The following is a 24,193-nucleotide window of genomic DNA, read 5'->3' on the forward strand; positions in this document are numbered from 1 at the left end:
TTTAATTTTACCTTAAATATTTTTTTCTAGCACCTTGGCATTGCGTAGGTGGTTATAGCTTGCCTGTAATGCGGGTGGTAGGTTTGTGAAACTGCTATCCTGAAAGTTACGTTCTTTAAACCAGTGCATAGTCTGTGTGGATAGCGCAAATAACTGATTGATAGCGTCATGCTTTGCTTTGCTATACAGCTGTTCCAGTAATTGATTGCCACGCGCTGCTTGTTGATATTCAGGGTGTACCGCTAGACAGGAAATCAAGCCTGTATTTTGCTGTGCAATTTTATGTAGCGCAGTACAGCCTATAATCAGTCCATCTCGATCGATCACAATATAATCATTAATATTGATTTCCAGTTGCTCTACGGATCGTGCAATTAAATACCCTTGTTTAATCAACGGAGTAATTAATTCCAGAATACCCGGGATATCGTTTAAAACGGCTGGACGAATGACTTCAAATTCAGTCGAGCTAATCAGCGTGCCCATGCCATCACGACTAAAAAGTTCGATTAATAAAGCGCCATCTATTTTTCTGTTTAAAATATGTACGCGTTTAACCCCTGCCTGACAACCATATATTGCAGATTCTAAGGCACATTGAGTACTGCTCGCGAGATGTGTTTCATGATCAATAAACTGCCGGGTTTCAGCGCTGGTCATTTGTGCGATAAGTTGCCCCTTTGCTGTCGATTGGCAACTTTGCTCGGTCATAAGTATTAGCTTTTCGGCTTGCAAGGCAATCGCTATTTCAGTCGCAAGCTGTTCTGCGGAGAGATTAAATAGTTCACCGCTAGGGGTGTAACCGATAGGAGATATAAGTACGACATGTCCTAGGTCTAGTTGCTGGTTTAGAGCCGCACTGTCTATTCGGCGAACTTTGCCGGTGTATTGATAGTCTATGCCATCAAGTACACCTAAAGGTTGCGCGGTTACAAAATTGCCAGAGATTACCCTGACTTTAGCGCCTGACATCGGTGAATTGGCAACACCTAATGAGAGCAAGGATTCAATTTCTACGCGCACCAGACCGGCTGATTCTTTAACGCATTGTAAAGCGCTCGGGTCGGTGATGCGCAGTTGCTGGTGGAACTGAGATTGTATGTTGCGGTTTTGTAGTCCCTGGTCTATTTGCGGACGAATACCGTGGACTAAGACCAGGCGTATGCCTAAACTATTTAACAGGGCGAAGTCATGGATAAGGTTGTGTAAACTCTCATCCAGAACAGCTTCGCCACCAAAGTAAATGACAAACGTACGATTGCGATGGGCATGGATATAGGGGGAAGAATCCCGAAACCAGTTAACAAATGAGTCAGCGTTTTGCATTTAATAGTATTGCTAATAAAGAGTGTTTGTTATCTTATTTGACTAAGGGTCTGGCAAGGTTGGTTTAATGAATAAAAAGAGTGCTCCTATGCAGAGCATGGGATCGTTAAGTACCCTACTGATACTCCCTAGATAACCGAAAAAGGGGAGTAGACTTTAGTCTACACGATACCTTGATCAGTGTAGGCTAAAGCCTACTCCCCCGTTGTAATGACGCAGATTTTAGTTATTCTTTAATCAGCTTTGTATAGTTTACTATCCTAATTATCTGTTACTGCTCCTAATGAAGCAGAACTCACCAATTTAGCGTATTTCGCTAAAACACCGCGGGTATATTTAGGTGCAGGTTGTTGCCATTTCTCTAAGCGAGCTGAAATTTCAGCATCTTCCAAATGTAAAGTCAGGTTTTTACTTTCCGCATCAATAGTGATTTTATCGCCATTTTCTATAATGGCCAGTGGCCCACCGACATGCGCCTCGGGAGTAATATGTCCGACCACAAAACCATGAGTACCACCAGAAAAACGGCCATCGGTAATAAGCGCAACGTCTTTACCCAGACCTTTACCCATAATGGCCGAAGTAGGTGATAGCATTTCGCGCATACCCGGTCCGCCTTTTGGGCCTTCATAACGAATAACGATGACATCACCTTTAACGATGTCGCCCTTTAAAATACCTTGCAGTGCCTGTTCTTCAGCATCATACACTTTTGCTGTACCGGTAAAATGAAGGCCTTCTTTGCCGGTGATTTTAGCAACGGAACCTTCAGCCGCTAAATTACCGTGCAATATCACTAGATGACTGTCTTTTTTAATGGGCTTGTCTAGCGGTAAAATCATATCCTGATCCTTAGGATAAGGGGCAACATCAGCCAGGTTTTCAGCCAGAGTTTTACCGGTAACGGTCAGGCAGTCACCGTGCAATAAACCACGGTCGAGCAATATTTTCATTAGCGGCTGAATGCCACCAATTTCAATTAGCTCAGCCATCTGATAGCGACCACTGGGTTTTAAGTCAGCTACCATGGGTACATTTGCACCGATGCGGGTAAAGTCACTCAGTTGTATATCAACTTTTGCCGAATGCGCCATAGCTATAATATGTAACACGGCATTAGTCGAGCCACCGAGCGCAATAATGACGGTAATGGCATTTTCAAACGCCTTTTTTGTCATGATATCGCTAGGCTTAATATCTTGTTTAAGCAGTTCTAATACAGCCGCTCCAGCACGTTCACAATCAACACGCTTTTCTTCCGAAATAGCCGCCTGTGCAGAACTGCCAGGTAAGCTCATACCCAGTGCTTCGATTGCTGATGCCATGGTATTGGCTGTGTACATACCACCACAAGAACCGGCTCCGGGTATGGCTTTCTCTTCGATAGCGGCCAGCTCAGCATCATCTATTTGATTATTGGCTCGTGCGCCTACCGCTTCAAACACCGAAACGACGTCTAGCTTCTTGTCTTTATGACAACCCGGCAGGATCGTACCACCGTAAACAAAGATAGCAGGACGGTTTAAGCGTGAAATGGCAATCATGCAGCCAGGCATATTTTTATCGCAGCCACCAATGGCAACCACTCCATCAAAGCCTTGACAGCCAATAACCGTTTCGATGGAATCAGCAATCACTTCACGTGACACCAATGAATATTTCATGCCTTCGGTACCCATGGAGATACCATCCGAAATGGTAATAGTATTGAAAATTACCGCTTTGCCCTTGGCATCATCAACGCCGCGAGCAGCATCGTCGGCAAGCTTGTTAATATGCATATTGCAAGGTGTCACCATGCTCCAGGTGGAAGCTATGCCAATTTGTGGTTTGTGGAAATCTTCGTTAGTAAAACCTACCGCATGTAGCATAGCGCGACTAGGTGCGCGTTCCATTCCGTCTACTACTGTAGAAGAAAAATTTCTGCTTTTATTATCGTTTGCCATGTGCTTGTAATCGCCTGGTTAAAGTGTTGATAAATTATGAAGGGGCTAGCTATTGTTTAGACTATTTCTTTAAACGTAGTGTAGATACCTCGTTTAGTGCGGCCTGTGCAATAAGCTGTATTTAACGCAGGTCTGGTATTTGCCAAACAATATTATAGTTCGCGCTGTCACGGATGCGGATTTCTAGCGGCTGAATTTTTGCCGATAGTTACGTTTCTGAAACTTTTACGTAGCTAGCTATGCGCCAGTTTCAGCGTCCCCGTATCAAGTACGGGGCAGGCTTTGCTATCGATCAAAATCAGCTCTCTATATTTTCCGCACCCGAGCCCGCGCGAAGTTTAATAATATGTGTTACTAAAACGTATCCCAATTCCCATGAGACTTACGTTGCCAGCTTATTTTAGGAATTAATAATCCAAAAAAGATGCCTAGAAAAGATAAAATGCCTCCGTATAGGAACCAGTCTTGGCTAGTACTATCTTCTAAAGCCTGTTTTTCTCTTTTTAATTGCTGCAATTCGCGTTCGACATTAACCACTCGCTCTTGTAACTCATTACGTTGGCGTTTTAATTGTATGGCATTCGAAGCTGTCTGGCGTAAATCATTCAGATCGGTACTAAGTTGGTCGCGTTCATTGGTTAGATCTGTATTGCTAGTGACAGCATTGCTATTATTTTGTTGTAAATCCGCTAGGCTCGTTTTCATCTGCTGGTTTTCTGATTTAAGTAATTTCAGTTCCTGGTTTGCTTTGTCTAGGTACCAGCGACTGATAGGCTTGTCTTGCGTAAAACGTGTAGGTAGATATCCAACAAGTCCTGCACTGGTTTTAACTTGACTGTAACCGGTCGCTTTATTCTTTTCTAGCAGCGTTAGTCTGGTACCGCTGGGTAGCATTTTGATGATTTTATGGCTACTGCTTTCACCGCTACGCAAAGTGAATTTCATACTGTCAGCCACGTAAACAGTCTCAGCAAAGGCGTTGTTACAGCTAAATATAGTTAAACTAAGATAAAAAAAATATTTCACAAATAGCCCCCGGGGGTTTTTAAGCGACAATTATACTCTGTCTTTTCTGAGTAACTGGTTAGTTTACGAAGTTATGCACACATAAGCAATTCTAATAAGGCTTTTTGCGCATGTAGGCGGTTTTCGGCCTCGGCGTAAATGACACTATGTTGCCCGTCAATAACTTCTGCAGCCACCTCTTCGCCGCGATGAGCAGGTAAGCAGTGCATAAATAGAGCATCAGCATGCGCATGGTTCATCACTGTTTGAGTGACCTGGTAATCTTCAAACGCGCGCTCGCGTAACTTTTGTTCTTCTTCCTGGCCCATGCTGGCCCAAACATCTGTAACAATTAAATCAGAGCCGTTGGCTGCCTCATTTGCACTCGCAAACATCTGTACTCGATCCCCCGCTGATTTAAGCATATCAGCATTGGGTGAATAGCCATCAGGACAGGCGATTCGTAGATTGAAATCCAGCTGTATCGCTGCATTAATATAAGAATGACACATATTATTGCCGTCACCTATCCAGGTAACCGTCTTGCCTTGAATATCACCCCGGTGTTCAAAGTAGGTCTGCATATCGGCTAACAGCTGGCAGGGGTGCAGTAAATCAGTTAAGCCATTGATGACCGGAACACTGGAATGCTCGGCAAATTCGGTTACTGTTGCATGGTCATTCGTGCGTAGCATAATGGCATCAACCATGCTTGATATGACTCTGGCACTGTCTTTAATCGGTTCTCCACGTCCTAATTGAGTGTCACGCGGAGACAAGAATATCGCGCTACCACCAAAATTTGTCATCCCGGTTTCAAATGAAATTCGCGTGCGCGTCGATGATTTCTCAAAGATCATGCCTAACACTTGTCCTTTTAAGGGCTGAAAGTCAGGGTTACGAGCATTTTTTAAGCTGATGGCGCGCTGGATTAAAGCACGAATTTCTACACTTGATAGGTCAAGTAAGCTGATAAAGTGTCTAGGTTTGTTCATGAGGTTTATTCTTATTTTACGTAGCTTTCAATCAGGCTGGACAAAGTATCTACCAGCAATTCTATCTGTTCGTTGCTAATGATAAGGGGCGGTAAAAGACGTATGGTTTTTTCAACAGTTACATTGATTAGCAAACCAGCCTGTAGAGCAATAGCGACTAATTCAGTGCAGGGCTGATCTAGCTGGATGCCAATCATCATGCCTTTATTGCGTATCTCAATCACCGATTTGTTGTTAATCAATCGGGTGCTGAAAGCCTGGTTAATCGCATTACCTTTTGTCTTTGCCTGTGCACACAGTTGTTCTTTTTCTATGGTGTCCAGTACAGCTAAGGCTGCACTACAGGCGAGTGGACTACCGCCATAGGTTGAACCATGCTTGCCAGCAGTTAATAATTTGCTGGCTATGCCTTTCGCCATACAGGCACCAATCGGTACGCCATTGCCCAAGGCTTTAGCTAAAGTACAGACATCAGGAACAATATTATTATGCTGAAAGGCAAACCAGGCACCGGTTCTGGCTATGCCTGTCTGCACTTCATCCAGCATCATTAATACATCATGCTGATCACATAAGCTACGGATTTTATTTAGGTAATCAGCAGCAGGAATATTGACTCCACCTTCACCTTGTATTGGCTCAACTAGTATGGCAACTATATTATTATCTTGTGCAAGTGCTGTTTCAATTGCGGCTATATCATTAAACGCGACCTGTACAAAGCCATCAACTAAAGGAGCAAAGCCCTCTTGTACTTTTGGGTTTCCAGTAGCAGACAAGGTAGCCATAGTACGCCCGTGGAAGCTTTGCTGCATAACAATAATGGCCGGATGGGCTATGTTTTTTTCATGTCCGTACAGGCGCGCTATTTTAATTGCGGCTTCGTTTGCTTCGGCACCAGAGTTACTGAAAAAAACATTATCCATTCCGCTAAGTTGGCAGAGTCGGGTAGCCAGTTTTTCCTGAGCGGGGATATTATATAAGTTAGAGGTATGTATTAACTGCTGGCTTTGCGCGCAAATCGCTTGATGTACAGCAGGGTGAGCATGCCCTAGACTACAGACTGCAATGCCTGATAGAGCATCTAGGTAGCGCTTATCGTTTTCATCCCAGAGCCATGCACCTTCGCCTTTGGTGAAAGTTACATCGAGCCGCCCATAGGTGGGCATAATATGACTGGTCATAATGATTGCTTTTTATAAAGCTAGAAAATTTAAATAAAATTTTCCCTGCTTTTTGAAAAAAGGGCTGATTATAGTTTTGTTAAATTTAATGAGCAAGTAATAATTGTTTAGATTCGGTACTTTTTTTGTGAGATAAATCCTGATAAGATTACTAGGTTTTTATTTATTTGGATAAATATTATGGATGCAGTAGAGAGAATTAAAGATCAATTAGGCGCACATTCTGTTGTTTTATATATGAAGGGAACCCCTGATTTTCCTCAGTGTGGTTTTTCTGGGCAAGTGATTCAGGCTATGCAGGCTTGTCGTGCAAAATTTATGTATATCAATATTTTTGAAGATCAGGAAGTGCGAGAAGCTCTAAAAGAGTATTCACAATGGCCTACTTACCCGCAACTATATATTAGCGGTGAACTAGTCGGTGGCTGCGATATTATTATGGACCTATATAATAAGGGCGAGTTACAGAAAATGATCGCTAATGTAGACTGTGTTACAGAGTAATTATTAGCAACTAGAGCTTATTGATACTCTGTATTAGCAACACCCCTAGGTTAAAATGCAACCTCTGTGCGATCTGATCGCTCCGAGGTTGTGGGGTTTAAAGGCAATCGCCGAATTCGATAATTAACTGCTGACAGTTAAACCATATATGCGGGTAATAGTAGCCGATTATCAGACGTAAAATATATTCATAGTAGACGGCAACAGTAAAAAAACGTGCCATACTTGCCCAAAAACGACTGGCATGTATTGAGCTGCGCCAGACAGAGACTGTCCACCAGAGAACAGGTGAAGCGAGAATAACAAGTATCGTTAGCCAGCTTTCAATGGTATAGGTACCATTTTCAGAACGGTAATCCGCGTAAAAGAAAGTACTGTTACAAATAACAAAAAAAGGGAAAAATGTACGTGCCAACGACTGCCTTCCCAACCAGGCTGACTGTATGTACATATAGAAACCTTGGTTATCTGCTTTTGCTAAACTAGCCTCGCTGGGATCCAGCATAACGCGTTCAGGCGTTAAAGCATAAATGGTATAGGCTGTGATCAATAGGATGACGCCTGTTTCTATTGGGCTTAAGAAGGTTGTATAGGCAAAAAAGGCCGCTAAAGAATTAATGAACATAAGTCTAGATTATCTCTGGATTGTAACAAGTGCCGACTAATGTATGCTAATCTAGCTTTTTTTTCAATGAGAAGGTTGCTTTGATGGATGTACGTATTAAATGGGTAGAGGGGATGATGTTTCTGGCAGAATCAGAAAGTGGTCATGCCATTGTTATTGATGGGCCGCCTGAAATAGGTGGCAAGAATATGGGCGTTCGTCCCATGGAAATGCTGTTATTGGGGATGGGCGGCTGTACTTCTATTGATGTGATGCAAATCCTGCAAAAAGGCCGACAAAATGTGACCGATTGTGTTGCCGAGATTTCAGCTGAACGCGTTGATACCATTCCTAAAGTGTTTAGCAAAATTCATGTACATTTTATTATTACAGGAAAAGGTTTAAAAGAAGCGGTTGTTGCGCGGGCCGTTAAACTATCTGCAGAAAAATATTGCTCCGCTTCGATCATGCTTGAAAAAGCAGTCGAAATTTCTCATGATTTTGAAATAGTAGAAGCATAAAGTGTAACTGTAGGGTTCGGCTGTAGGGCGTGGCTTTAGCCCGCCTTGGCATAGCACTATATTATTTTACGTTAATAATGGCGGGCTAAAGCCACGCCCTACAGCTGACCACAACTTACTTCATCTGCTGATACAGCTCGCCGAGTTGTTTAATTTCTTCATCACTCAGCTGCTTCGCAATCAGCCGCATTCGGCTATAAATATCATTATGGCGGGTACCGTTTTTATACTCTAGCAGGGTATTAATCGTATATTCCGCTTGCTGACCAGCTAAAGCAGGGGTATCCATACGTTGCCCTTCGCCTGAAGCGCCATGACAGGTAAAGCAGGGCGGCAGAATTTTTTTACCATTTCCGTTATCTACTAACACTTCTGCTTTACTGATGTCTTGTTTAGATGGCTTGTTTTTTGCCGCAGGTAAAGACTGAAACCAGGCGGCTAAATCAGCACTGTCCTGTTCACTAAGCCCTTGGGCAATTGAAGACATCATGACATTATCACGTTTGCCATCGGCATAATCACGTAATTGCTTATAAGTATAATTAGCCGTTTGCCCCGCTAAAGAAGGGAACATACCCGCAGGGCTAATCCCTTTTTCACCGTGGCAACTAATGCATGACTCAGCAAGTTGCTTGCCTTTTTGTACGTTTGCATCTTTTACCAGGTCCAGTGTTTCAGGTAGCCAAACCATATTAGATGCGGGTTCGGCTGCCACAAAAGAGGGCATTATCAAAGCAGTTAATAATAAAAGGCGTTTCATATTTAATATCCCCATGGGCTTGAACCGTAAGTATCCATAAAAAAGAATTGTAAAATCGGTACGCCAAAACTGATTAACATGAGTACCGCGATTACCTTATTCCACAGCTTGAAGTCATTCAAATACTCAGGTAAATCTTTAACTTCATGTAAAGGCTCGGCATATTCCACTTCGCCCTCAAAAGACTCAGTATTTGCACTAAACTGTGTTTTAACTAAAAGGTAAAAGAATAAACAGGCAGAACCCAATAATACTAAGCCGCCTAAAATCATTAACAATTCATATGGTTCCCATGATAGGGTTAATAAGTTGTTATATTGCACGCTGGAGATTCGTCTGGGTTGCCCTAATAAGCCTAATACATGCCACGGTGTGGTCATAACACTCATACCAATAAACCAGGTCCAGAGTTGCACCAAAGCGAGTGATTTTGAGTATAAGGGTTTTTTCACCAGTACAGGCCACAAGTAATAGGCTATCGCAAAATACATGATGATCGTCGTACCAGCAAAGATCAGGTGAAAATGACCCGGTACCCAGGCGGTATTATGGATCATGGCATTCATGGCATAACTGGCGTTCACAATACCACCAAAGCCACCGAAAATTAGCATGACTAAAGATAGAATTACCGATAACACCATCGGGTTGCCCCAGGGCAGGCTACCAATCCAGCCAAATAAACCTTTACCACCACGTAAACGACCTGCAATTTCTAATGATGCAATCACGGTAAAACCCGTTACTAAGGTCGGTAAGGCGACGATAAACGTACCTAAACCATGCAGTAATTTCCAGCCCTTTGCTTGCTCTGGATCCATATATAAATGGTGCATACCAATGGGTAAAGAAAATACCACTAATACGATCAATGCCATACGTGCAGCTTCTTCACTGAACAAATATGAGCCAGCCTGTTTAGGCACAAAGACATAAAATGCGGTGTAGGCAGGAATTAGCCAGAAATAAACAATCGGATGTAAAGTCCATGCAAAGAGTGTTCTCGACAAGCCTATATCAATGGTATCCATCCAGCCCAAACTCCAGGGGATTAATTGGAATAATACCTCTACAGCGACACCAGCGCTGGTCCATAACCATAAAAGTGCATTAGCTGTGGTGGCAAACATGACTAATGGCACAGTTTGACCCGGGTTGGCTTTTTTCCATTGGGAGAACATAACCACCATAGTGGCAGACCAGATCCAGGAGCCGACAACAAGTAGGGTTACACCAATATAAAAGGCACTGTGAGCCTGGAGGGGGGGATAAAATGTGTACAGAACAGAAGCTAAGCCACTCAGCAATGGCACAGCTGCCATCACAACACCTGTTAGAGCTAAACCAAAACCAAACCAGGCCAGTTTAGGATTCCATACCGGGACTTTTAACGAGTGGCTAGCCGTGTAATAACCAAAACCCATAATAAAAAAGGTGGTTAATACAAATGCCATTAATACCCCGTGAGTACTCACCGAGGCAAAGTAAACGCTAGGCGAACTCAATGAATCAAAAAGGCCACTACGTTCCAGCACCTGATATTCACCCATAAAACAGGCAAGAATAAATGCCGAAAATGCAACCCACATGTGACTCAGGGCTAAATTTTTAGCTGTAACATCATTCATCATTTTGTTCCTCATCAATAGTGTCATTTTCTGCGTTGCTTAATGCAGATCGCAGGGTATCCCATTCTTCTTTATCAATGACATTAACTTTACTCCACATATGGTCATGGCCTAAGCCGCAGTATTCATTACACAACAGAGGGTATTCACCCGGCCGGGGAAAAGAGCTTTCAACTTGTGAGACATAGCCAGGAACAATCATGGTACTCATATTGGTCATCGGCATATGTACGCCATGCAAGACATCCATACTGACCCAGCGAAAAGTTACTTTAGTTTCCGCAGGAATAGTGATTTCTTTAGGGAAGAAGGCATAACGGCTAGCCACTAGGCGAATAGTGATTTCACCATTCTCAGCGACCTGTACACCTAAATTGTCTTCGTTAAACTCTTCGCTTAAATGAATTTTACGTGAGTCTATGGTTTCGACATTGCTGGGTGCATTCACGCCATGAAATAAAGCATCTATCATAATGATTGAAACAAATAAGCCACACATGGCCAGGGCGACAAATACCCATTTTCGTTCTAAGGGGTCTATATGCATTATGTCACCTTAATTAAGTATGCCACGGGATAGAAACACCCCGTAATAGAGAAATAGCCAGGCTGCAACCATACCGCCAGCGACTGAAAGCATGAGTACCCAAGTTCCTACAGGTGGGCTTTCCAGTATTTTTTGCCGTTCTTCATCAGTTATTTTATTCATAATGTGCCTCTTGAATTATCTGGTAGGGGTAAAATTGGTTAAATGCCTTACAAACATAAGTTAATTAAGGATACACTAATGTAGTTTTCAGGGCAAAGTAACAAGTAAAAAAATTTAATTGTAGAATTTTTGAAAATTAGGATACTATCAGGACTTTAGCTGTGAAATAGTATGCATTGTTGCTCATTTAAGATAGCTTTATTAACCAAAAGGAAACGATCGTGCCGCTTATAAAACTCAGAACTAATGTTGCTATAGCAAATGAGAAAATACCCCAGCTAATGACAGAATGCTCTCAATTGCTAGCAAGTGAAACGGGAAAACCTGAACGTTATGTGATGGTAGATATAGAAGGGGGCAGAGATATGATCTTTGGCGGAAGCCCAGAGCCATTGGCCTATGTTGAGTGCAAGAGTATAGGGCTATCGTCTGCGCAGGCAACGTCTTTATCACTGTCGATAAGCCAGCTATTAAGCAATAGTATCGATATTAGTGCGGATAGAGTTTATATAGAGTTTAGTAATTGTCCAGCAGAATTCTGGGGCTGGAATGGCTCTACTTTTGGCTAGGAATGGTAGCTAAAGCAAATTACACTACTGAGGGACATGTCGGGCGTCACGGCTAATTTGTTCTAGCTATAAAGGGTAAGCATGGTAATGAGTTACACCCCAAGATGAACAAACCCATGAAAAGCATGTATAGTTTCTATCCAGTTTCTTGATATAAAACGATGCAACTCAACCAAATATCAGTCAGGCCCATTTTAAAGCAAGAAGAACCAAAATATCAGGATTTGATGGAGGCCCAGCATTACTTAGGTGCTATTCCAAAAATTGGTGAAACCCTTTGGTATGTGGCCTATTCTGAAACAGAATGGATTGCACTGATCAGCTTTTCGGCCGCCGCATTAAAGTGTGCGGCTCGTGATAGCTGGATAGGATGGAGTTATCGCCACCAAACGGGCCGCTTAAAACTGATTGCCAACAACAGCCGTTTTTTGATATTACCGACGAGGCATGATAAAAACCTAGGATCACGCCTCCTTTCACTGTGCCTTAAACGCTTATCCAATGATTGGGTTGAAAAGTATGGACACCCTATTTTGTTGGTCGAGACCTTTGTCGATCCAAAGCGATTTCATGGAGGTGTTTATCGAGCCAGTAACTGGCAGGCTATTGGTTACACGAAAGGGTTTCGCAGGGTAACAGACGGTTACTCTGCTCAAACAGAGCACAAAAAGCTGATTTTCGTTAAGCCACTTCATCGTCGAGCACAATCTGTTTTATCTCACACTATATTAAGTCATCATTTTTTATTAGGTGAGGTAAAAATGAAAATAACGCGTCATCAAATGCGTTCATTACCGGATTTCTTCAAGGAAATTAATGATCCCCGTAGAGCCCAAGGGCGACGCCATAGAATACAGACTGTTCTGGGAATAGCCGCTGGAGCTGTGTTATGCGGCATGAGGAGCTATGAATCTATTTTTGACTGGGCTGAAAGCTTATCTCAAAAGTCCAGAGCGCATTTTCGTTGCCGTTATGATAAAGGCCGTTATGTGATTCCAAGCCTAAGCATTTTTAGAAATATCTTAGTAAGAGTAGACCCGAATGAACTTGACGCAGCCTTTAATGCCTGGAACAAAGCCTATGCCCAGGATGACAACTCACTCGCAATAGATGGCAAAGTCATGTGTAATGCGATTGATGAATCAGGGCGCCAAACACAAATAATGAGTGCTGTTGGGCATACCACAGGAATTTGCTACGCCCAAAAAAAGTAGGTACTTTGCCTGTTGGAGATGGGTCGGATGAAGTTAAGCAAACCAATGAAATAACATTTGCTCCGAAATTATTAGATACACTACCGATTGAAAATAAAGATATCACCAGCGATGCTTTGCACACCCAGACTGAATTCGCGCGTTATTTAGTAGAACAACGAAAAGCGCATTATTATTTTAGTGTCAAAGGAAACCAGCCGACACTGCTTGATGATATTACCACCTACTTTTCAAATGATAGCCGTTTGGCAGATTATGAAGACAAAGTGTCTGTCGGGCACGGACGAATTGAGATTCGTAGAATCTGGGTCACATCGGAATTAAGTGAGTATGTATTATTCCCTCATGTTGCCCAGGTTTATCGCATAGAACGAGAAATAACGGACAAGAAAAGTGGGAAAACATCACTTGCGACCGCTTACGGTGTGACCAGCAGAACAAAAAAAGACGCAGATCCGAAAACCATCTTATATAAAGTTCGAGGTCACTGGTCTATTGAAGTCAGTCATTATATTATTGACTGGGTTTTTGATGAAGATCGCTCAACAATTCGTACCGGTTATGGCCCTGAGAACATGACCCGTCTTAGGCGCTTTGCTATCGGATTAATAAAATCAAAAGTTGAGAAAGGGATTTCAAAGAAAATGAGGCAACTCAATAAGAATACCAGAGCTGTTTTAGACTATTTGAAAATTACAAAAAATATCAGGAGGCCTTGTGCCGCATAAGGTTTAGAATATGAACAAATTAACCCTGTGTCGGGCGTGTAGGGTTATTGAAAAATACTCGAGAGTGTTGTTCAAAAAAACGAACACTACTTGTTAGTTGAATCCATGCCTATCCGTTTGTTGAACAATCAATAAATTAGGCTATGTCACCGTTAAGTGTGGAATTTTAAAAAAACTCATTTTTTCAATCACTTAAGAATGTTATGAAATACTGCTTAAAGTGAGGCAATTCAAGCTTTCAAAAGTTTCGAGCTATATTTTCAATACTTAACGGTGACATAGCCATAAATTATGATGGTTGGTTGCCCTTAATGCATACTCTGAAGTCTTTGTTTACATACCTTGACCATCAGTGTTTCCATATTCTCGCCTACCCAGAACTAATCGAGCCACGAGACTTATCAAGGTAGAACAGCCAGTTACCCAACTGCCCCCTCACAGATCCAATGTCATTCACTTAAATACAAAAATAACAAAAAAAAATAAAGTGATTAAAACTCATAAGCTTAAGCAACACTTTCCTCAGTTACTTTTTGCCTTGACTATATCCATCTAATCTGCCAACATAAGCATGGATAATTTAATTTTTGCAGGCAGGCAACATAATGACAACAGCTATTACCCAACCCCTTACACTTTCTGCTCGTTATTTTTCTAAAAAAGAACTCGCCTACGTTCAGCAAACCGTTAACACGTTCCCCAACTTAAGCCTGACCGAACTTGCCGAAACGCTATGCGAACATTTGCACTGGGTCACGGCAAAAAAACGCAATAAAATTAATGCCTGCCTAAGCGCCTTAGCTAAGCTGGAAAAATTGGGCTATATCAGCTTACCGGTAAAACGCGTTCAAAAGAAACGCGAATCAAAACCGATCATCTGGACATCACAATCGGTTCCTGGTGTACCTATTGAATGTGAGCTCAGTTCCTTGGGGCCTATAGAATTAGAGGTTGTCACAGATAAGGCGGATGTCGCGCTTTGGAATGAGCTCGTTGATCGGCATCATTACCTGGGTTATCGTCATCCTATCGGTGCGGCCTTAAAATACTTTATCATCTCCAATACACCGACACGACAAATCCTGGGTTGCCTGCAGTTTTCAGCCTCTGTCTGGCACCTGGCTGACCGTGATCACTGGATTGGCTGGCAAACGAAAGATAGGGAGCAACGCTTAAACCTGATCATTAATAACACCCGTTTTTTGATTTTACCCTGGGTCAAAGTCAAAAATTTAGCCAGTCACGCCTTGTCTATCGTGACTCGTCAAATTGCAGATGATTGGGATAAAACGCACGCTTACCGTCCCGTCTTGATTGAAACCTTTGTGGACACCACGCAATACCACGGCACCTGTTATCTCGCTGCTAATTGGTCACATATCGGTGAAACCAGTGGCAAAGACTGGCAAAAAGCGACGGATAATAAAGAGGGCACCATTAAGAAGTTGTTTGTTTTTCCGCTTAATCCACACTTTAGAGCCGTATTGAAAAATGAACCTGTCAGCCAAAAAAAATCGATCATTGATGACGACTTTTTAAACTTATGGGGCAAGGTTGTCAATATCATCTCTGAGGTGGCTCTTGCCTACGATGCCACCTGGCAAAAACGCAAACGGGTGATAGACTCATTATTACTGGTTTTTCTTATTTTTCGCCTGGTTTTTTCAAAAAACACACAGAGCTATGGCACCACCATTACCGAATTCTGGCACAATTGCCATCGGATGAAGTTTCCCTTGCCCCAAAAACAAGCCATTTCAGCCTCATCCTTTACCGAGGCACGTAAAAAACTGAATGAATCCATTTTTATCGAGTTGAACCAGCGCATTATCCAGGCCTGTCCTGAGAAAACATCAGAACGCTGGTTGGGACATCGCCTGTTTGGAGTGGATGGTAGCAAGATCAATCTGCCCCGAGAATTAATCAAAGCAGGTTATGCCACACCACAACAAAACAGCCATTACCCACAAGGCCTGCTCAGTTGCTGCTATCAACTTAAATCAAAAATCCCCTATGATTTTGATCTGGTCAGTCATGGCAATGAACGCAAGTGTGCTTTGGCGCATTTACAAACACTAGAGCCAAATGACGTTTGCGTCTATGATCGCGGTTATTTTTCTTACGCCTCTTTATCCCAGCACATTCAAGCGGGCGTACACCCTGTTTTTAGAATGAAAAGACAAGCAGGGAAAGCGATTGATGCATTTATCGACAGTGATAAAATAGATGAAATCATCACTCTGATGCCAACAAAAGCGCGTCAGAGAGAGATCAAAAAAGAATTTCCTCAGATGATCTTTGTACCGTTAAAGATACGTCTCATCAAATATGTCATTGATGGCACGAGTTATTGCATTGGCACCACGCTGATGGATAAGCAATACACCATTGATTCGTTGAAATCGGTCTATCATGATCGCTGGGGCATTGAGGAGCTTTATAAAGTGAGCAAAAAGCTAGTTGAGGTTGATGATTTTCATGGACGCAGTGAGCGCACGGTCAAACAAGAACTGTACGCTCACTTTGTGTTGATCACCATGAGTCGACTCTGCGCGAGTGCCTCTGAGCATTTACTGGCGAGTTTGCTGAATCTTCCTGTCGATGAAGAATCAGAGGCAGAGCAAACCATTCAGGTGAACTTTAAAAATACATTAACGACCGTAGCCCGACATCTTGAGGAGATTTTGTATGCACCCAGTATATACATCAATCAAGTGATGACTGAGTTGGTTTGTTCAATTTCACGTTACTATCACAAGAAAAGGAAGGGGCGTCATTACGCAAGAGAATCGAAACAGTCAGCACAGCAATGGAATACGCGGAGAAATAGCGCTTGATTTTTTAACATAAGAATGTGGGTTGGGTTGAAGTTTATCTGATTCTTAACCGAATAGGAGTGTTTCTTAAACGAATGACATTGCTCACAGATCCCAGCGTGCGAAATTACCGCACTGGGCTCTTCTGAACTGCTCGCTTCGCACTTCGCTACACGTCTATTCTTAGAAATCATGACATATCCTTGGTTTCGCAATTCCAAAGTCTTTTACCAGTCCTTTAAATCCTTTTACATTATAGCTCCTACGCTGACTGCGCCTATTAAGCCATTTGTAAAGAAGTTGCCAGACTCGGTAAACAAAACTGTTTAAGCTTTGATAGTTTCCTCGAACACCGTAGTAATTATAATAACCTTGTAATTTCCTATTCAGTTTCATAAATAGAATCTTCGTAAATATTCGACTAACCCCAGACATCTTGATTCGCTATCCTGAAAGAAATCCATTAAAACTTAAACTAGGCAATATAATTAAAGGGTTAGGGAATTATTGTCAAATGATTGATATTTTCAGCTAAAGAAATGAAAATGGTACTCATTTAGGTTAAACTAAGTCCTCATATCATACGAGGTATTCAATTAATGCAGCAACTCATGCTCCCAATAATTCCTCAGGGTACGACTATTATAAATGGTCAGGTCAGTGTTGATAACCGAAATGATGAGTGGTTTTATTTCCTCGGCGGTATCCCGATCTATTCTCACCAGGCTGACAATAAGAGATTATTTAGACTTCACACCTCTCAACTCATCAATACCGGTTCCTGTCGTTCAATCGATATTATTACAACCTTTGGTGTCTCTAAAAGTAGTGTTATGCGCTCATTAAGGCAACTACGAGAAAAAGGGGCTGATTCGTTTTTTGAACCTCGCCCGACTCGCAAGGGAGGACCACTCTTTACGCTTGAGGTTTTGCAGCAAGCTCAGGAATATCTGGATCAAGGTATGACGCCTAACGAAGCCGCTAAAGAATTAGGCATCCGGGCAGATACCTTTCGCAAGGCGATCAGTGATGGACGTTTAAAAAAAAGTCTGCCGCATCAATAGACCCCAATGATGGCAGTACCAAATCAGCCCGTGATATTATAGATGCCAATGCAGCCGATGTGCTTGGTACGGCCTGCACTCGAGTAGAAGAGCGAATCCAGGCTGCTTTGGGTGAGCAGGAAAAGGGAGCCTCAATCGAATTCGAATCCTGTTTAGATGTTCCTAAAGGCGGTGTGTTATGTGCATTGCCCGCGTTACTTGGCAATGGCTTATTAAATGACATTGAGCGCCACCTGGGCAAACTGACAGGTTACTATCAAACCTTTCATATTCTATTGCTACTCGCCTTTATGGGGCTATGTCGCATCAAAAATGCCGAACAACTTCGCGAGCATGCACCGGGTGAATTCGGCAAACTACTTGGCCTGGATCGGGCTCCCGAAGTGCGTTGTTTAAGATCCAAAGTAAAAGGACTGGCTGAACCAAAATCAGTCGAAAGCTGGGCGGCCGACCTCAGTCGACAATGGATGGAAAATGAACCAGAGGCAGCAGGAACACTCTACATAGATGGTCATGTCCGTGTCTATCATGGACACTTGACTAAACTTCCCAAACGGCATGTTTCACGCGAAAAACTCTGCTTACGGGGTATCACCGACTACTGGGTTAATGATGGTACGGGGCGTCCCTTCTTTGTCGTTGAAAAAACGGTGGATCCGGGCTTACTAAAAACGCTGGAAGAAGATATCGTCCCCCGATTACTCAAAGACATTCCGAATCAACCGAGTGCACAAGCATTACAGCAAAACAAACAAGCCTGTCGTTTTATCCTGGTGTTTGATAGAGAAGGCTATAGCCCCGCATTCTTTAGAAAGATGTGGGACAAGCATCGTGTCGCTTGCATGACCTATCATAAATTTCCCACCGAAAATTGGCCACTGGACAATTTTTCCAGTCAGGAGATCACCCTACCGAGTGGTGAAAAAGTCATCATGAAACTCGCCGAACGAGGCAGTCTGGTTGGAACTGGAAAACAGGCGATGTGGATGAGAGAAGTGCGCAAGTTGACTGATTCTGGTCACCAAACCAGTATTATTACCACAGCCTATGAACTAGAATTGACGGCTGTTTCTGGGCGAATGTTTAGCCGGTGGTGCCAAGAGAACTTTTTTAGATATATGAAGCACCACTATGGGCTAGATATGCTACAGGAGTATGGAATAGAGCCACTATCCGATACCCAAAAGGTGGTCAACCCTGATAGGCGCCAACAGGAAGGACAGCGTAATTCGATACAATCCAAACTCAATTACCGTCTATCTCGATTTGCAGCGATGGAACTTCATCCGGTGATTAAAAAAGATGAAACGGAAGATGTGAAATACAAGAAATGGGAAAGAAAACGAGCAGAATTACTCGAAGAAATAGAGCATTATGAAAATGAACTAAAAACCATCAAGGAACAACTAAGGGAGATGGAAAGAAATAATCATCCAGAACAACCAGGAGAAATGGTCAAAAACCATTTCTCCAACGATGGCATTCGGTCAACAAACTGATAATACGTCTTCATTGCTTTTTTACCTACCTTTACTCCTGTTTCATATATTTTTTCTGTTAATTTAACAATAGGTGCTTTGCCATTGTAGGTCATACTTTTGGCAAATTTTAAAGTTGTTTCAACTGTATCCATTATGTCGCCACTAATATGATTTTCATAGGCTCCCCATACTCGTTCAATTGGGTTATATTTACTATGATAAGGAGGGTAGTAGGCCAGTTTTATCTTTATGTTGCTTTTTTCAGCAAACTCCACAAGCCTTTTTATAAACTGAGTTCTGGAGCTACTGTTCTCCATACCATTGTCAGCGTTAATTGTCAGAATATCTACTCCATATTTTTCTTGAATTTCTGGCCAAATTTCTTCCAATCGGTCAACGATGAAATCACTGCTGGCATAGCCTGCTGTAAAGAAAAGGAAAAAATCATCATGTTCAGGCAGATAAAAACCAAAAGGAGTTAACTTTTCCTTAACATCTAAATCATGATCCTCTGCTTTTGTTAAAACCCGATTTCGTCCTCCCCGTGAAAAATTTCCTATATTCATTCTTGCTTTGGCATCAATTGATATACGAATCTCTTTTGGGTTGATATCTGCCATTCCATTGACTGAATGAACTTGTTCAAAAATTGCATCCGTTTCCTTGATTTTCTTATGAGGCTTTGTTTTTTGTACCTTTTTTGGATGGTAACTCAGGTCATTTAATTTTGTATTGATAGTTTTTGAGCAAGGTAATGTTTTTTCATCGTAATAATCAATCTCCAGTAAACGTTTTCTAACTTCTTTAGCCGTTAGCCGGGTATATAATCGACAGGAATTAAAAGAGGGATCCGTTTGACACTCCGGTTCAGCAATTTTTTTTATGTCATCAAGTAGATGAGGAAAATGCTCTTCACTTTTATTACGCCCTCTCGCTGAAAAATTATCTTCTATGGGCTGAGTTTCAAGTTCATATTGTCCTTTTCGGATAGTGCCTCTATTCCATCCTAGTTTTTCTTCAGCAATACTTGCACCACCTGAGCCTAGTAGCTCCACCGTTTCAGCCATGAATATACGACGTACCGAGCCTTTTAAACGATGGGCTGTATTTATAATCCAACCTATAATGCTATCTGTTAATATCAACAAGCTTATCTGCCTAGTGTGAGAATAAATTCAGAATTCATTATTATAAATTATTGAGACACAAGCTTACTTCGTTTGGATGATTATTTCTTTCCATCTCCCTAAGCCAAACGCCCAAACACATTACCTGGCAAGAGTTGAGAGACGAAGATAAGTTCGAACAGCTTCTGCCAGGGAAAAAGCGGCTGATAGATACTGTCAACATGATCGCTTATCGGGCAGAAACAGCAATGGCCGCTCTGCTAACCTCACCGACAATCGACTTTCCGATGGCAAGGCAACTATTACAAACGCTGTTTGTGACAGAAGCAGATATATTACCCGATGAAGTAAAAAAACAACTTCGGATACGTGTGCATAGTACTTCCCGACCTGCAAGTAATAAAGCAATAGAAAAGTTATTTGAACAACTCAATCAAACGGAACTCAATTATCCAGGAACCGATCTGCGCTTAATTTATGAGCTGACTTCATCCGCAAAAAATTAGGAAATGGTCTCAAATTAGTTTCGTCTGAATCAAGATGTCTGAACCCATCTATACAGCAATAAATAAAAAGAGTACGGGACACATCATCCAAAACCCTGTATAAAGGTGTTCATGGAAAGTGCCTCCCAACATTCAGCAGCGTGTCCGCAACGCATAGAGACAGGAGAAATCACAAAGTCTCCCTTTGCTCAAATTGTCATTGAACTGACACAAGCAGAGTATATACAGCTTAAATGGGATGCAAACTATTGGAAAGGACAGTATCACCAAGTCAAACAGAAAAATGAAGATCTTAAGCTAGAGCTTGAATCTGCACAGGCACGCATTCGAGACTTGAAACAACGCCTATTTGGCAAAAAAACTGAAAAAGGCGTTGCCAAGAGAAATAGTTCTGGAAGACATAATCATACTGATACACCTCGGCCTCGTGGCCAGCAAAAAGGTAGCAAGGGACACGGGCGCACTCCCAGTCCTGATTTGCCGATTATTGAAGAAGAGCATGACATTGCTGCTGAAAACACGTTGTGCCTAGTTTGTACAAAACCCTACAAGCTTCTGTCACAGACAGAGGATTCAAATATTGTTGAAATAAAGGTTAACAGCTATATTCGTCGTGTCAAACGAAAGGTGTATGTTCAGGGCTGTCAATGCGAGGGAGTCACCGGATTGATTACGGCTCCTCCTGCACCACGTCTTATCCTCAAAAGTGGTATTGGCATCTCGGTATGGAGAGAAGTTCTGCTTAACAAGTTTCTGTTCTCACGAGCACTCAATAATTTGTGTACAGATTACACACATCGAGGTCTATGCATTGCCCCTGGCACACTCACGGGTGGATTACAGAAGATAGCTCCGCTATTCGAACCGCTCGTCAATGAACTGGTTAAAAAACAACTCACCGAAGATCTATTCCATAATGATGAAACCGGCTGGAAAGTGTTTGAAATCATAGAGGGAAAAACGGGCTACCGCTGGTGGTTGTGGGTCACTCAGTCCCGTTCGGTAGTCTATTACATACTGGCACCTAGCCGTAGTGGTGATATACCCATCAAGTATTTTTCCGGACTGGATAAACACCTGGAACAGGTCATTGTGGTCTGTGATCGTTATAAAGGTTACATTCGGCTGGCACGGGAAATTCCACAGATCATACTGGCTTTCTGCTGGGCACATGTCCGCCGTGACTTTCTGGATGCCGCCAGAAGCTATCCGAAACTTGAAGCATGGATGCTTGATTGGGTCGAACTCATTGCCGAACTCTATCATCTTAACAAGCAACGCCTGAAAGAGTGGGACGAAACAAAAAGCCTGGAAACCCAGAATCAAGACTTCAAGCAACACCATCAAGCCCTTGCACAGGCAAGCCAAAAGATGAAAGAGCGCTACGCGCATTTACTGGAAGCGGAGAAAGAGAACAAAAACCTAGAGCGCATTCAATGCAAGATCCTAAACAGCCTGAATAACCACTGGAAAGGATTGATGGTATTTGTGGCTAATCCCCAGGTGCCCATGGACAACAATATCGCCGAGCGGCGTATGCGTAATCCCGGTATGGGGCGTAAAAACTATTATGGTTCAGGGAGTCAATGGAGTGCCAGACTGGCAGCCATGATGTTTTCACTGTTTCAGACAATCCTGTTATGGGGATTGAACCCACATCACTGGCTTCACGACTATCTAGATGCCTGTGCGAATAATGGTGGGCAGCCTCCCTCAGACATCCGCCCGTTTATTCCCTGGATGATGAGCGAGTCGCGCAAACAGCAGTTGAGCAAACCCTTGCCTGAACTGACTGCGACTCCACTCGAGTCAGAACAGCCCCAATCACCATGACACGGTATTGTGGACGAAACTTTAGCGAGCAGGAACTGGAACAGATGCGGAAATTGATTGCCGAGGATGCTGGGCGCACGCGTGCCGAACTTTCGCGCCTGACCTGCAGGATGCTTGATTGGTACAAGCCTGATGGGGGGCTCAAGGATATGTCATGCCGTGCTGCCGTGCTGCCATGCTGCGGCATGGCAGAAGATGGACTTATCGCTCTGCCGCCACCACGGCGCAAACCACCCCCGCGACAGAAACTCAACTTTACTGAACAGACGGACCCGCAACCAGCGATCCTCCTGCCTGTTCATGAACTTGCGGCCATCCAGCTTTGTCCAGTCATCACCCGTGATCATTCACGACTATGGAATGAGTACATACATCGCTACCACTACCTGGGGCACAAGCCGCTACCCGGCGCACAGCTTTGCTACTTCGTCATCCTCGACGAGCAAATTATTGCAGCGCTCGGTTTTAGTGCGGCCGCCTGGCAAACGGCACCACGTGATCAGTTTATTGGCTGGAGCCACGAACAGCGGCAAAAAAACCTGCCGTTAGTCGTGAACAATGCCCGTTTTCTGATTATGCCCTAGGTGAAATCCAAAAATCTTGCTTCCACTATTTTATCCATGATAGCTCGTCGCCTTCCTACACAATGGGAAGAGCGTTATGGCATCCGTCCGGTGTTACTGGAAACTTTTGTTGATACCGAGCGATTTGCAGGGACTTGTTACAAAGCCGCCAATTGGATCTACGTAGGTAAAACCAAAGGGCGCGGCAAGTTGGGACCTGCTGGTAAACAAAGCTTACCCATCAAAGACTTATGGCTTTATCCGCTGTGTCGTCAGTTTAGAAGGGTGAAGCCTTAATATGATGTTTTAAGAGTAGCATTGCGCGCCATATTGATTAATTTTATTCCAGAATTGTTCCCACCGATCGCCGGATTGAACAAGACTTCTAAGACTTAAAATAATCCCTGCCCCCTGGTTTTTCCAACGCATACCCGAACAACATAAGCGTTGCTTAACTACGTTTTACAGGCTGCTTCCGTCACACCCGATCCAATCGGCAAATGAGCGGCGATATGTTCTGCATAATTCATTTGGTGCTGATGATTGTTAAAGTAGGTCAACGCCTGAGCTAGATCTTCTTTAACTGATTTAGTTAATCCTTTTTTTCGTGTTAGTGTTTCCATTTCCTTAATTAACTTTTTAGCGGCTTCAGAATCATGTTTTAGTTGATGACATCGATCCGATAGCCACTCTTTTCTTTTTGGCTTTCCTGTTTTTTGAGGGAAGGCGGCATAAGCCACTTTGCCGAGATATTCTGTCACATGATAGAAATCGAGTAATTGACGACTCGTGTGGGGTGTCAAAAATGACCAGTTATCTTTAGCTCCATCAGCTATGCCTAGATAAAGAGCATCTGGGTAAAGGGCTTTGATGTGCCGGATTTCTTTCTCGTACCGTTGCTTGAAGATGTCCTTACCATATTCTGGCGGCGCTCCCAGATAAAGTGAATGAAGCCGACTGCCTTCAGTATCATAGAAAGACACTGCTCCCACCATCGCCTCACGCCACCCGTCTTCTTGCATCAGAATATAAGCACCATCCATACCGCTATATGTCAACCAACCTGTCGCATTATTGTGATATAAAACTTGCTACGCAAGTTCATGGGGG

At 42.9% G+C, this 24,193-nt stretch carries 22 protein-coding genes and 1 pseudogene; 11 read left to right on the forward strand and 12 right to left on the reverse strand.

Translation table 11 applies throughout. From position 1 onward, the window contains the following. Nucleotides 1-12: 12 nt before the first annotated feature. The 5 genes from argA to ACQY3F_RS05365 all read right to left on the reverse strand — a co-directional run bounded on the left by argA (nucleotide 13) and on the right by ACQY3F_RS05365 (nucleotide 6,456). Complete coding sequence (argA, locus tag ACQY3F_RS05345; RefSeq protein WP_428353901.1) at nucleotides 13-1,326, reverse strand: amino-acid N-acetyltransferase; 1,314 nt, start codon at nucleotides 1,324-1,326, stop codon at nucleotides 13-15. A 260-nt stretch (nucleotides 1,327-1,586) separates the two neighbouring features. Further along, complete coding sequence (ilvD, locus tag ACQY3F_RS05350; RefSeq protein ID WP_428353902.1) at nucleotides 1,587-3,272, reverse strand: dihydroxy-acid dehydratase; 1,686 nt, start codon at nucleotides 3,270-3,272, stop codon at nucleotides 1,587-1,589. Between the two features lie 354 nt (nucleotides 3,273-3,626). After that, nucleotides 3,627-4,298: a TIGR04211 family SH3 domain-containing protein gene (locus tag ACQY3F_RS05355; RefSeq protein ID WP_428353903.1), complete on the reverse strand. Its 672-nt coding sequence runs from the start codon at nucleotides 4,296-4,298 to the stop codon at nucleotides 3,627-3,629. 71 nt (nucleotides 4,299-4,369) lie between these two features. Beyond that, nucleotides 4,370-5,272, reverse strand: coding sequence for an ornithine carbamoyltransferase (argF, locus tag ACQY3F_RS05360; protein WP_428353904.1), 903 nt, complete (start codon nucleotides 5,270-5,272; stop codon nucleotides 4,370-4,372). Nucleotides 5,273-5,283: 11 nt separating this feature from the next. Then, a complete protein-coding gene (locus ACQY3F_RS05365; protein ID WP_428353905.1) occupies nucleotides 5,284-6,456 on the reverse strand; it encodes an acetylornithine transaminase in 1,173 nt (390 codons plus the stop codon). A 180-nt stretch (nucleotides 6,457-6,636) separates the two neighbouring features. Between ACQY3F_RS05365 and grxD the strand changes: the two genes are divergently transcribed. Then, entirely contained in the window at nucleotides 6,637-6,960 is a 324-nt protein-coding gene (gene grxD / locus ACQY3F_RS05370; RefSeq protein WP_428353906.1) for a Grx4 family monothiol glutaredoxin, read from the forward strand. A gap of 97 nt (nucleotides 6,961-7,057) precedes the next feature. Here the strand turns inward: grxD and ACQY3F_RS05375 are convergent, their stop codons facing one another. Continuing rightward, nucleotides 7,058-7,585 carry a hypothetical protein gene (locus tag ACQY3F_RS05375; RefSeq protein WP_428353907.1) on the reverse strand — a complete coding sequence of 176 codons (528 nt, stop codon included), beginning with the start codon at nucleotides 7,583-7,585 and terminating at the stop codon, nucleotides 7,058-7,060. 83 nt (nucleotides 7,586-7,668) lie between these two features. Between ACQY3F_RS05375 and ACQY3F_RS05380 the strand changes: the two genes are divergently transcribed. Beyond that, nucleotides 7,669-8,085 (forward strand): OsmC family protein, encoded by a 417-nt coding sequence (locus ACQY3F_RS05380; RefSeq protein ID WP_428353908.1) that lies wholly within the window; start codon nucleotides 7,669-7,671, stop codon nucleotides 8,083-8,085. Nucleotides 8,086-8,200: 115 nt separating this feature from the next. On the opposite strand, the gene ACQY3F_RS05385 is transcribed toward ACQY3F_RS05380, so the two are convergent. Genes ACQY3F_RS05385 through ACQY3F_RS05400 form a run of 4 tightly spaced genes read right to left on the reverse strand, consistent with a single transcriptional unit; the run spans nucleotide 8,201 to nucleotide 11,182 of the window. Beyond that, nucleotides 8,201-8,845 (reverse strand): c-type cytochrome, encoded by a 645-nt coding sequence (locus ACQY3F_RS05385; RefSeq protein ID WP_428353909.1) that lies wholly within the window; start codon nucleotides 8,843-8,845, stop codon nucleotides 8,201-8,203. Between the two features lie 2 nt (nucleotides 8,846-8,847). Further along, complete coding sequence (locus ACQY3F_RS05390) at nucleotides 8,848-10,473, reverse strand: b(o/a)3-type cytochrome-c oxidase subunit 1 (RefSeq protein WP_428357619.1); 1,626 nt, start codon at nucleotides 10,471-10,473, stop codon at nucleotides 8,848-8,850. Next, the gene (locus ACQY3F_RS05395; RefSeq protein WP_428353910.1) at nucleotides 10,466-11,020 is read right to left on the reverse strand and encodes a cytochrome C oxidase subunit II; all 555 of its coding nucleotides are present in this window, start codon (nucleotides 11,018-11,020) and stop codon (nucleotides 10,466-10,468) included. The genes ACQY3F_RS05390 and ACQY3F_RS05395 overlap by 8 nt, the downstream gene beginning before the upstream one ends. Before the next feature lie 9 nt (nucleotides 11,021-11,029). Continuing rightward, the gene (locus tag ACQY3F_RS05400; protein ID WP_428353911.1) at nucleotides 11,030-11,182 is read right to left on the reverse strand and encodes a hypothetical protein; all 153 of its coding nucleotides are present in this window, start codon (nucleotides 11,180-11,182) and stop codon (nucleotides 11,030-11,032) included. 221 nt (nucleotides 11,183-11,403) lie between these two features. Here ACQY3F_RS05400 and ACQY3F_RS05405 point away from each other — a divergent pair, with 221 nt between their 5' ends. The 6 genes from ACQY3F_RS05405 (at nucleotide 11,404) to ACQY3F_RS05430 (ending at nucleotide 19,072) form a co-directional block, all read left to right on the forward strand. After that, a complete protein-coding gene (locus tag ACQY3F_RS05405) occupies nucleotides 11,404-11,751 on the forward strand; it encodes a phenylpyruvate tautomerase MIF-related protein (protein ID WP_428353912.1) in 348 nt (115 codons plus the stop codon). A gap of 161 nt (nucleotides 11,752-11,912) precedes the next feature. Further along, entirely contained in the window at nucleotides 11,913-12,965 is a 1,053-nt protein-coding gene (locus ACQY3F_RS05410; RefSeq protein ID WP_428353913.1) for a Druantia anti-phage system protein DruA, read from the forward strand. Next, nucleotides 12,944-13,693, forward strand: a complete 750-nt coding sequence (locus ACQY3F_RS05415; RefSeq protein ID WP_428353914.1) for an ISAs1 family transposase — start codon at nucleotides 12,944-12,946, stop codon at nucleotides 13,691-13,693. Before ACQY3F_RS05410 ends, ACQY3F_RS05415 begins: the two co-directional genes overlap by 22 nt. 605 nt (nucleotides 13,694-14,298) lie before the next feature. Further along, nucleotides 14,299-16,530 carry an IS4 family transposase gene (locus ACQY3F_RS05420; RefSeq protein WP_428353915.1) on the forward strand — a complete coding sequence of 744 codons (2,232 nt, stop codon included), beginning with the start codon at nucleotides 14,299-14,301 and terminating at the stop codon, nucleotides 16,528-16,530. 578 nt (nucleotides 16,531-17,108) lie between these two features. Next, nucleotides 17,109-17,573, forward strand: coding sequence for a hypothetical protein (locus ACQY3F_RS05425; protein WP_428353027.1), 465 nt, complete (start codon nucleotides 17,109-17,111; stop codon nucleotides 17,571-17,573). Between the two features lie 59 nt (nucleotides 17,574-17,632). Further along, nucleotides 17,633-19,072: a putative transposase gene (locus ACQY3F_RS05430; RefSeq protein ID WP_428353916.1), complete on the forward strand. Its 1,440-nt coding sequence runs from the start codon at nucleotides 17,633-17,635 to the stop codon at nucleotides 19,070-19,072. On the opposite strand, the gene ACQY3F_RS05435 is transcribed toward ACQY3F_RS05430, so the two are convergent. Beyond that, on the reverse strand, nucleotides 19,003-20,199 hold the full coding sequence (locus tag ACQY3F_RS05435; RefSeq protein ID WP_428352931.1) for an ISAzo13 family transposase: 1,197 nt from the start codon (nucleotides 20,197-20,199) through the stop codon (nucleotides 19,003-19,005). The genes ACQY3F_RS05430 and ACQY3F_RS05435 overlap by 70 nt on opposite strands. Nucleotides 20,200-20,294: 95 nt before the next feature. Here ACQY3F_RS05435 and ACQY3F_RS05440 point away from each other — a divergent pair, with 95 nt between their 5' ends. The 3 genes and pseudogenes from ACQY3F_RS05440 (at nucleotide 20,295) to ACQY3F_RS05450 (ending at nucleotide 23,380) form a co-directional block, all read left to right on the forward strand. Next, the gene (locus ACQY3F_RS05440; protein WP_428357620.1) at nucleotides 20,295-20,687 is read left to right on the forward strand and encodes a putative transposase; all 393 of its coding nucleotides are present in this window, start codon (nucleotides 20,295-20,297) and stop codon (nucleotides 20,685-20,687) included. Nucleotides 20,688-20,798: 111 nt separating this feature from the next. Further along, on the forward strand, nucleotides 20,799-22,520 hold the full coding sequence (tnpC, locus tag ACQY3F_RS05445) for an IS66 family transposase (RefSeq protein WP_428353917.1): 1,722 nt from the start codon (nucleotides 20,799-20,801) through the stop codon (nucleotides 22,518-22,520). A gap of 185 nt (nucleotides 22,521-22,705) precedes the next feature. Next, a pseudogene (locus tag ACQY3F_RS05450) lies at nucleotides 22,706-23,380 on the forward strand (Druantia anti-phage system protein DruA). Nucleotides 23,381-23,538: 158 nt separating this feature from the next. Here the strand turns inward: ACQY3F_RS05450 and ACQY3F_RS05455 are convergent. Beyond that, nucleotides 23,539-24,126, reverse strand: coding sequence for a hypothetical protein (locus tag ACQY3F_RS05455; protein WP_428353918.1), 588 nt, complete (start codon nucleotides 24,124-24,126; stop codon nucleotides 23,539-23,541). Nucleotides 24,127-24,193: the final 67 nt, after the last annotated feature.

The organism is Methyloprofundus sp. (assembly GCF_965251085.1).
Lineage (GTDB): Bacteria > Pseudomonadota > Gammaproteobacteria > Methylococcales > Methylomonadaceae > Methyloprofundus.

Excerpts from the sequence above, each read along its gene's own strand:
- argA (WP_428353901.1), bottom strand. The coding sequence starts at position 1,326 with ATGCAAAACGCTGACTCATTTGTTAACTGGTTTCGGGATTCTTCCCCC.
- argF (WP_428353904.1), bottom strand. The coding sequence starts at position 5,272 with ATGAACAAACCTAGACACTTTATCAGCTTACTTGACCTATCAAGTGTA.
- ACQY3F_RS05385 (WP_428353909.1), bottom strand. The coding sequence starts at position 8,845 with ATGAAACGCCTTTTATTATTAACTGCTTTGATAATGCCCTCTTTTGTG.
- ilvD (WP_428353902.1), bottom strand. The coding sequence starts at position 3,272 with ATGGCAAACGATAATAAAAGCAGAAATTTTTCTTCTACAGTAGTAGAC.
- ACQY3F_RS05395 (WP_428353910.1), bottom strand. The coding sequence starts at position 11,020 with ATGCATATAGACCCCTTAGAACGAAAATGGGTATTTGTCGCCCTGGCC.
- grxD (WP_428353906.1), top strand. The coding sequence starts at position 6,637 with ATGGATGCAGTAGAGAGAATTAAAGATCAATTAGGCGCACATTCTGTT.
- ACQY3F_RS05400 (WP_428353911.1), bottom strand. The coding sequence starts at position 11,182 with ATGAATAAAATAACTGATGAAGAACGGCAAAAAATACTGGAAAGCCCA.
- ACQY3F_RS05390 (WP_428357619.1), bottom strand. The coding sequence starts at position 10,473 with ATGAATGATGTTACAGCTAAAAATTTAGCCCTGAGTCACATGTGGGTT.
- ACQY3F_RS05425 (WP_428353027.1), top strand. The coding sequence starts at position 17,109 with ATGCAGCAACTCATGCTCCCAATAATTCCTCAGGGTACGACTATTATA.
- ACQY3F_RS05365 (WP_428353905.1), bottom strand. The coding sequence starts at position 6,456 with ATGACCAGTCATATTATGCCCACCTATGGGCGGCTCGATGTAACTTTC.
- ACQY3F_RS05455 (WP_428353918.1), bottom strand. The coding sequence starts at position 24,126 with ATGGATGGTGCTTATATTCTGATGCAAGAAGACGGGTGGCGTGAGGCG.
- tnpC (WP_428353917.1), top strand. The coding sequence starts at position 20,799 with ATGGAAAGTGCCTCCCAACATTCAGCAGCGTGTCCGCAACGCATAGAG.
- ACQY3F_RS05410 (WP_428353913.1), top strand. The coding sequence starts at position 11,913 with ATGCAACTCAACCAAATATCAGTCAGGCCCATTTTAAAGCAAGAAGAA.
- ACQY3F_RS05380 (WP_428353908.1), top strand. The coding sequence starts at position 7,669 with ATGGATGTACGTATTAAATGGGTAGAGGGGATGATGTTTCTGGCAGAA.
- ACQY3F_RS05375 (WP_428353907.1), bottom strand. The coding sequence starts at position 7,585 with ATGTTCATTAATTCTTTAGCGGCCTTTTTTGCCTATACAACCTTCTTA.
- ACQY3F_RS05420 (WP_428353915.1), top strand. The coding sequence starts at position 14,299 with ATGACAACAGCTATTACCCAACCCCTTACACTTTCTGCTCGTTATTTT.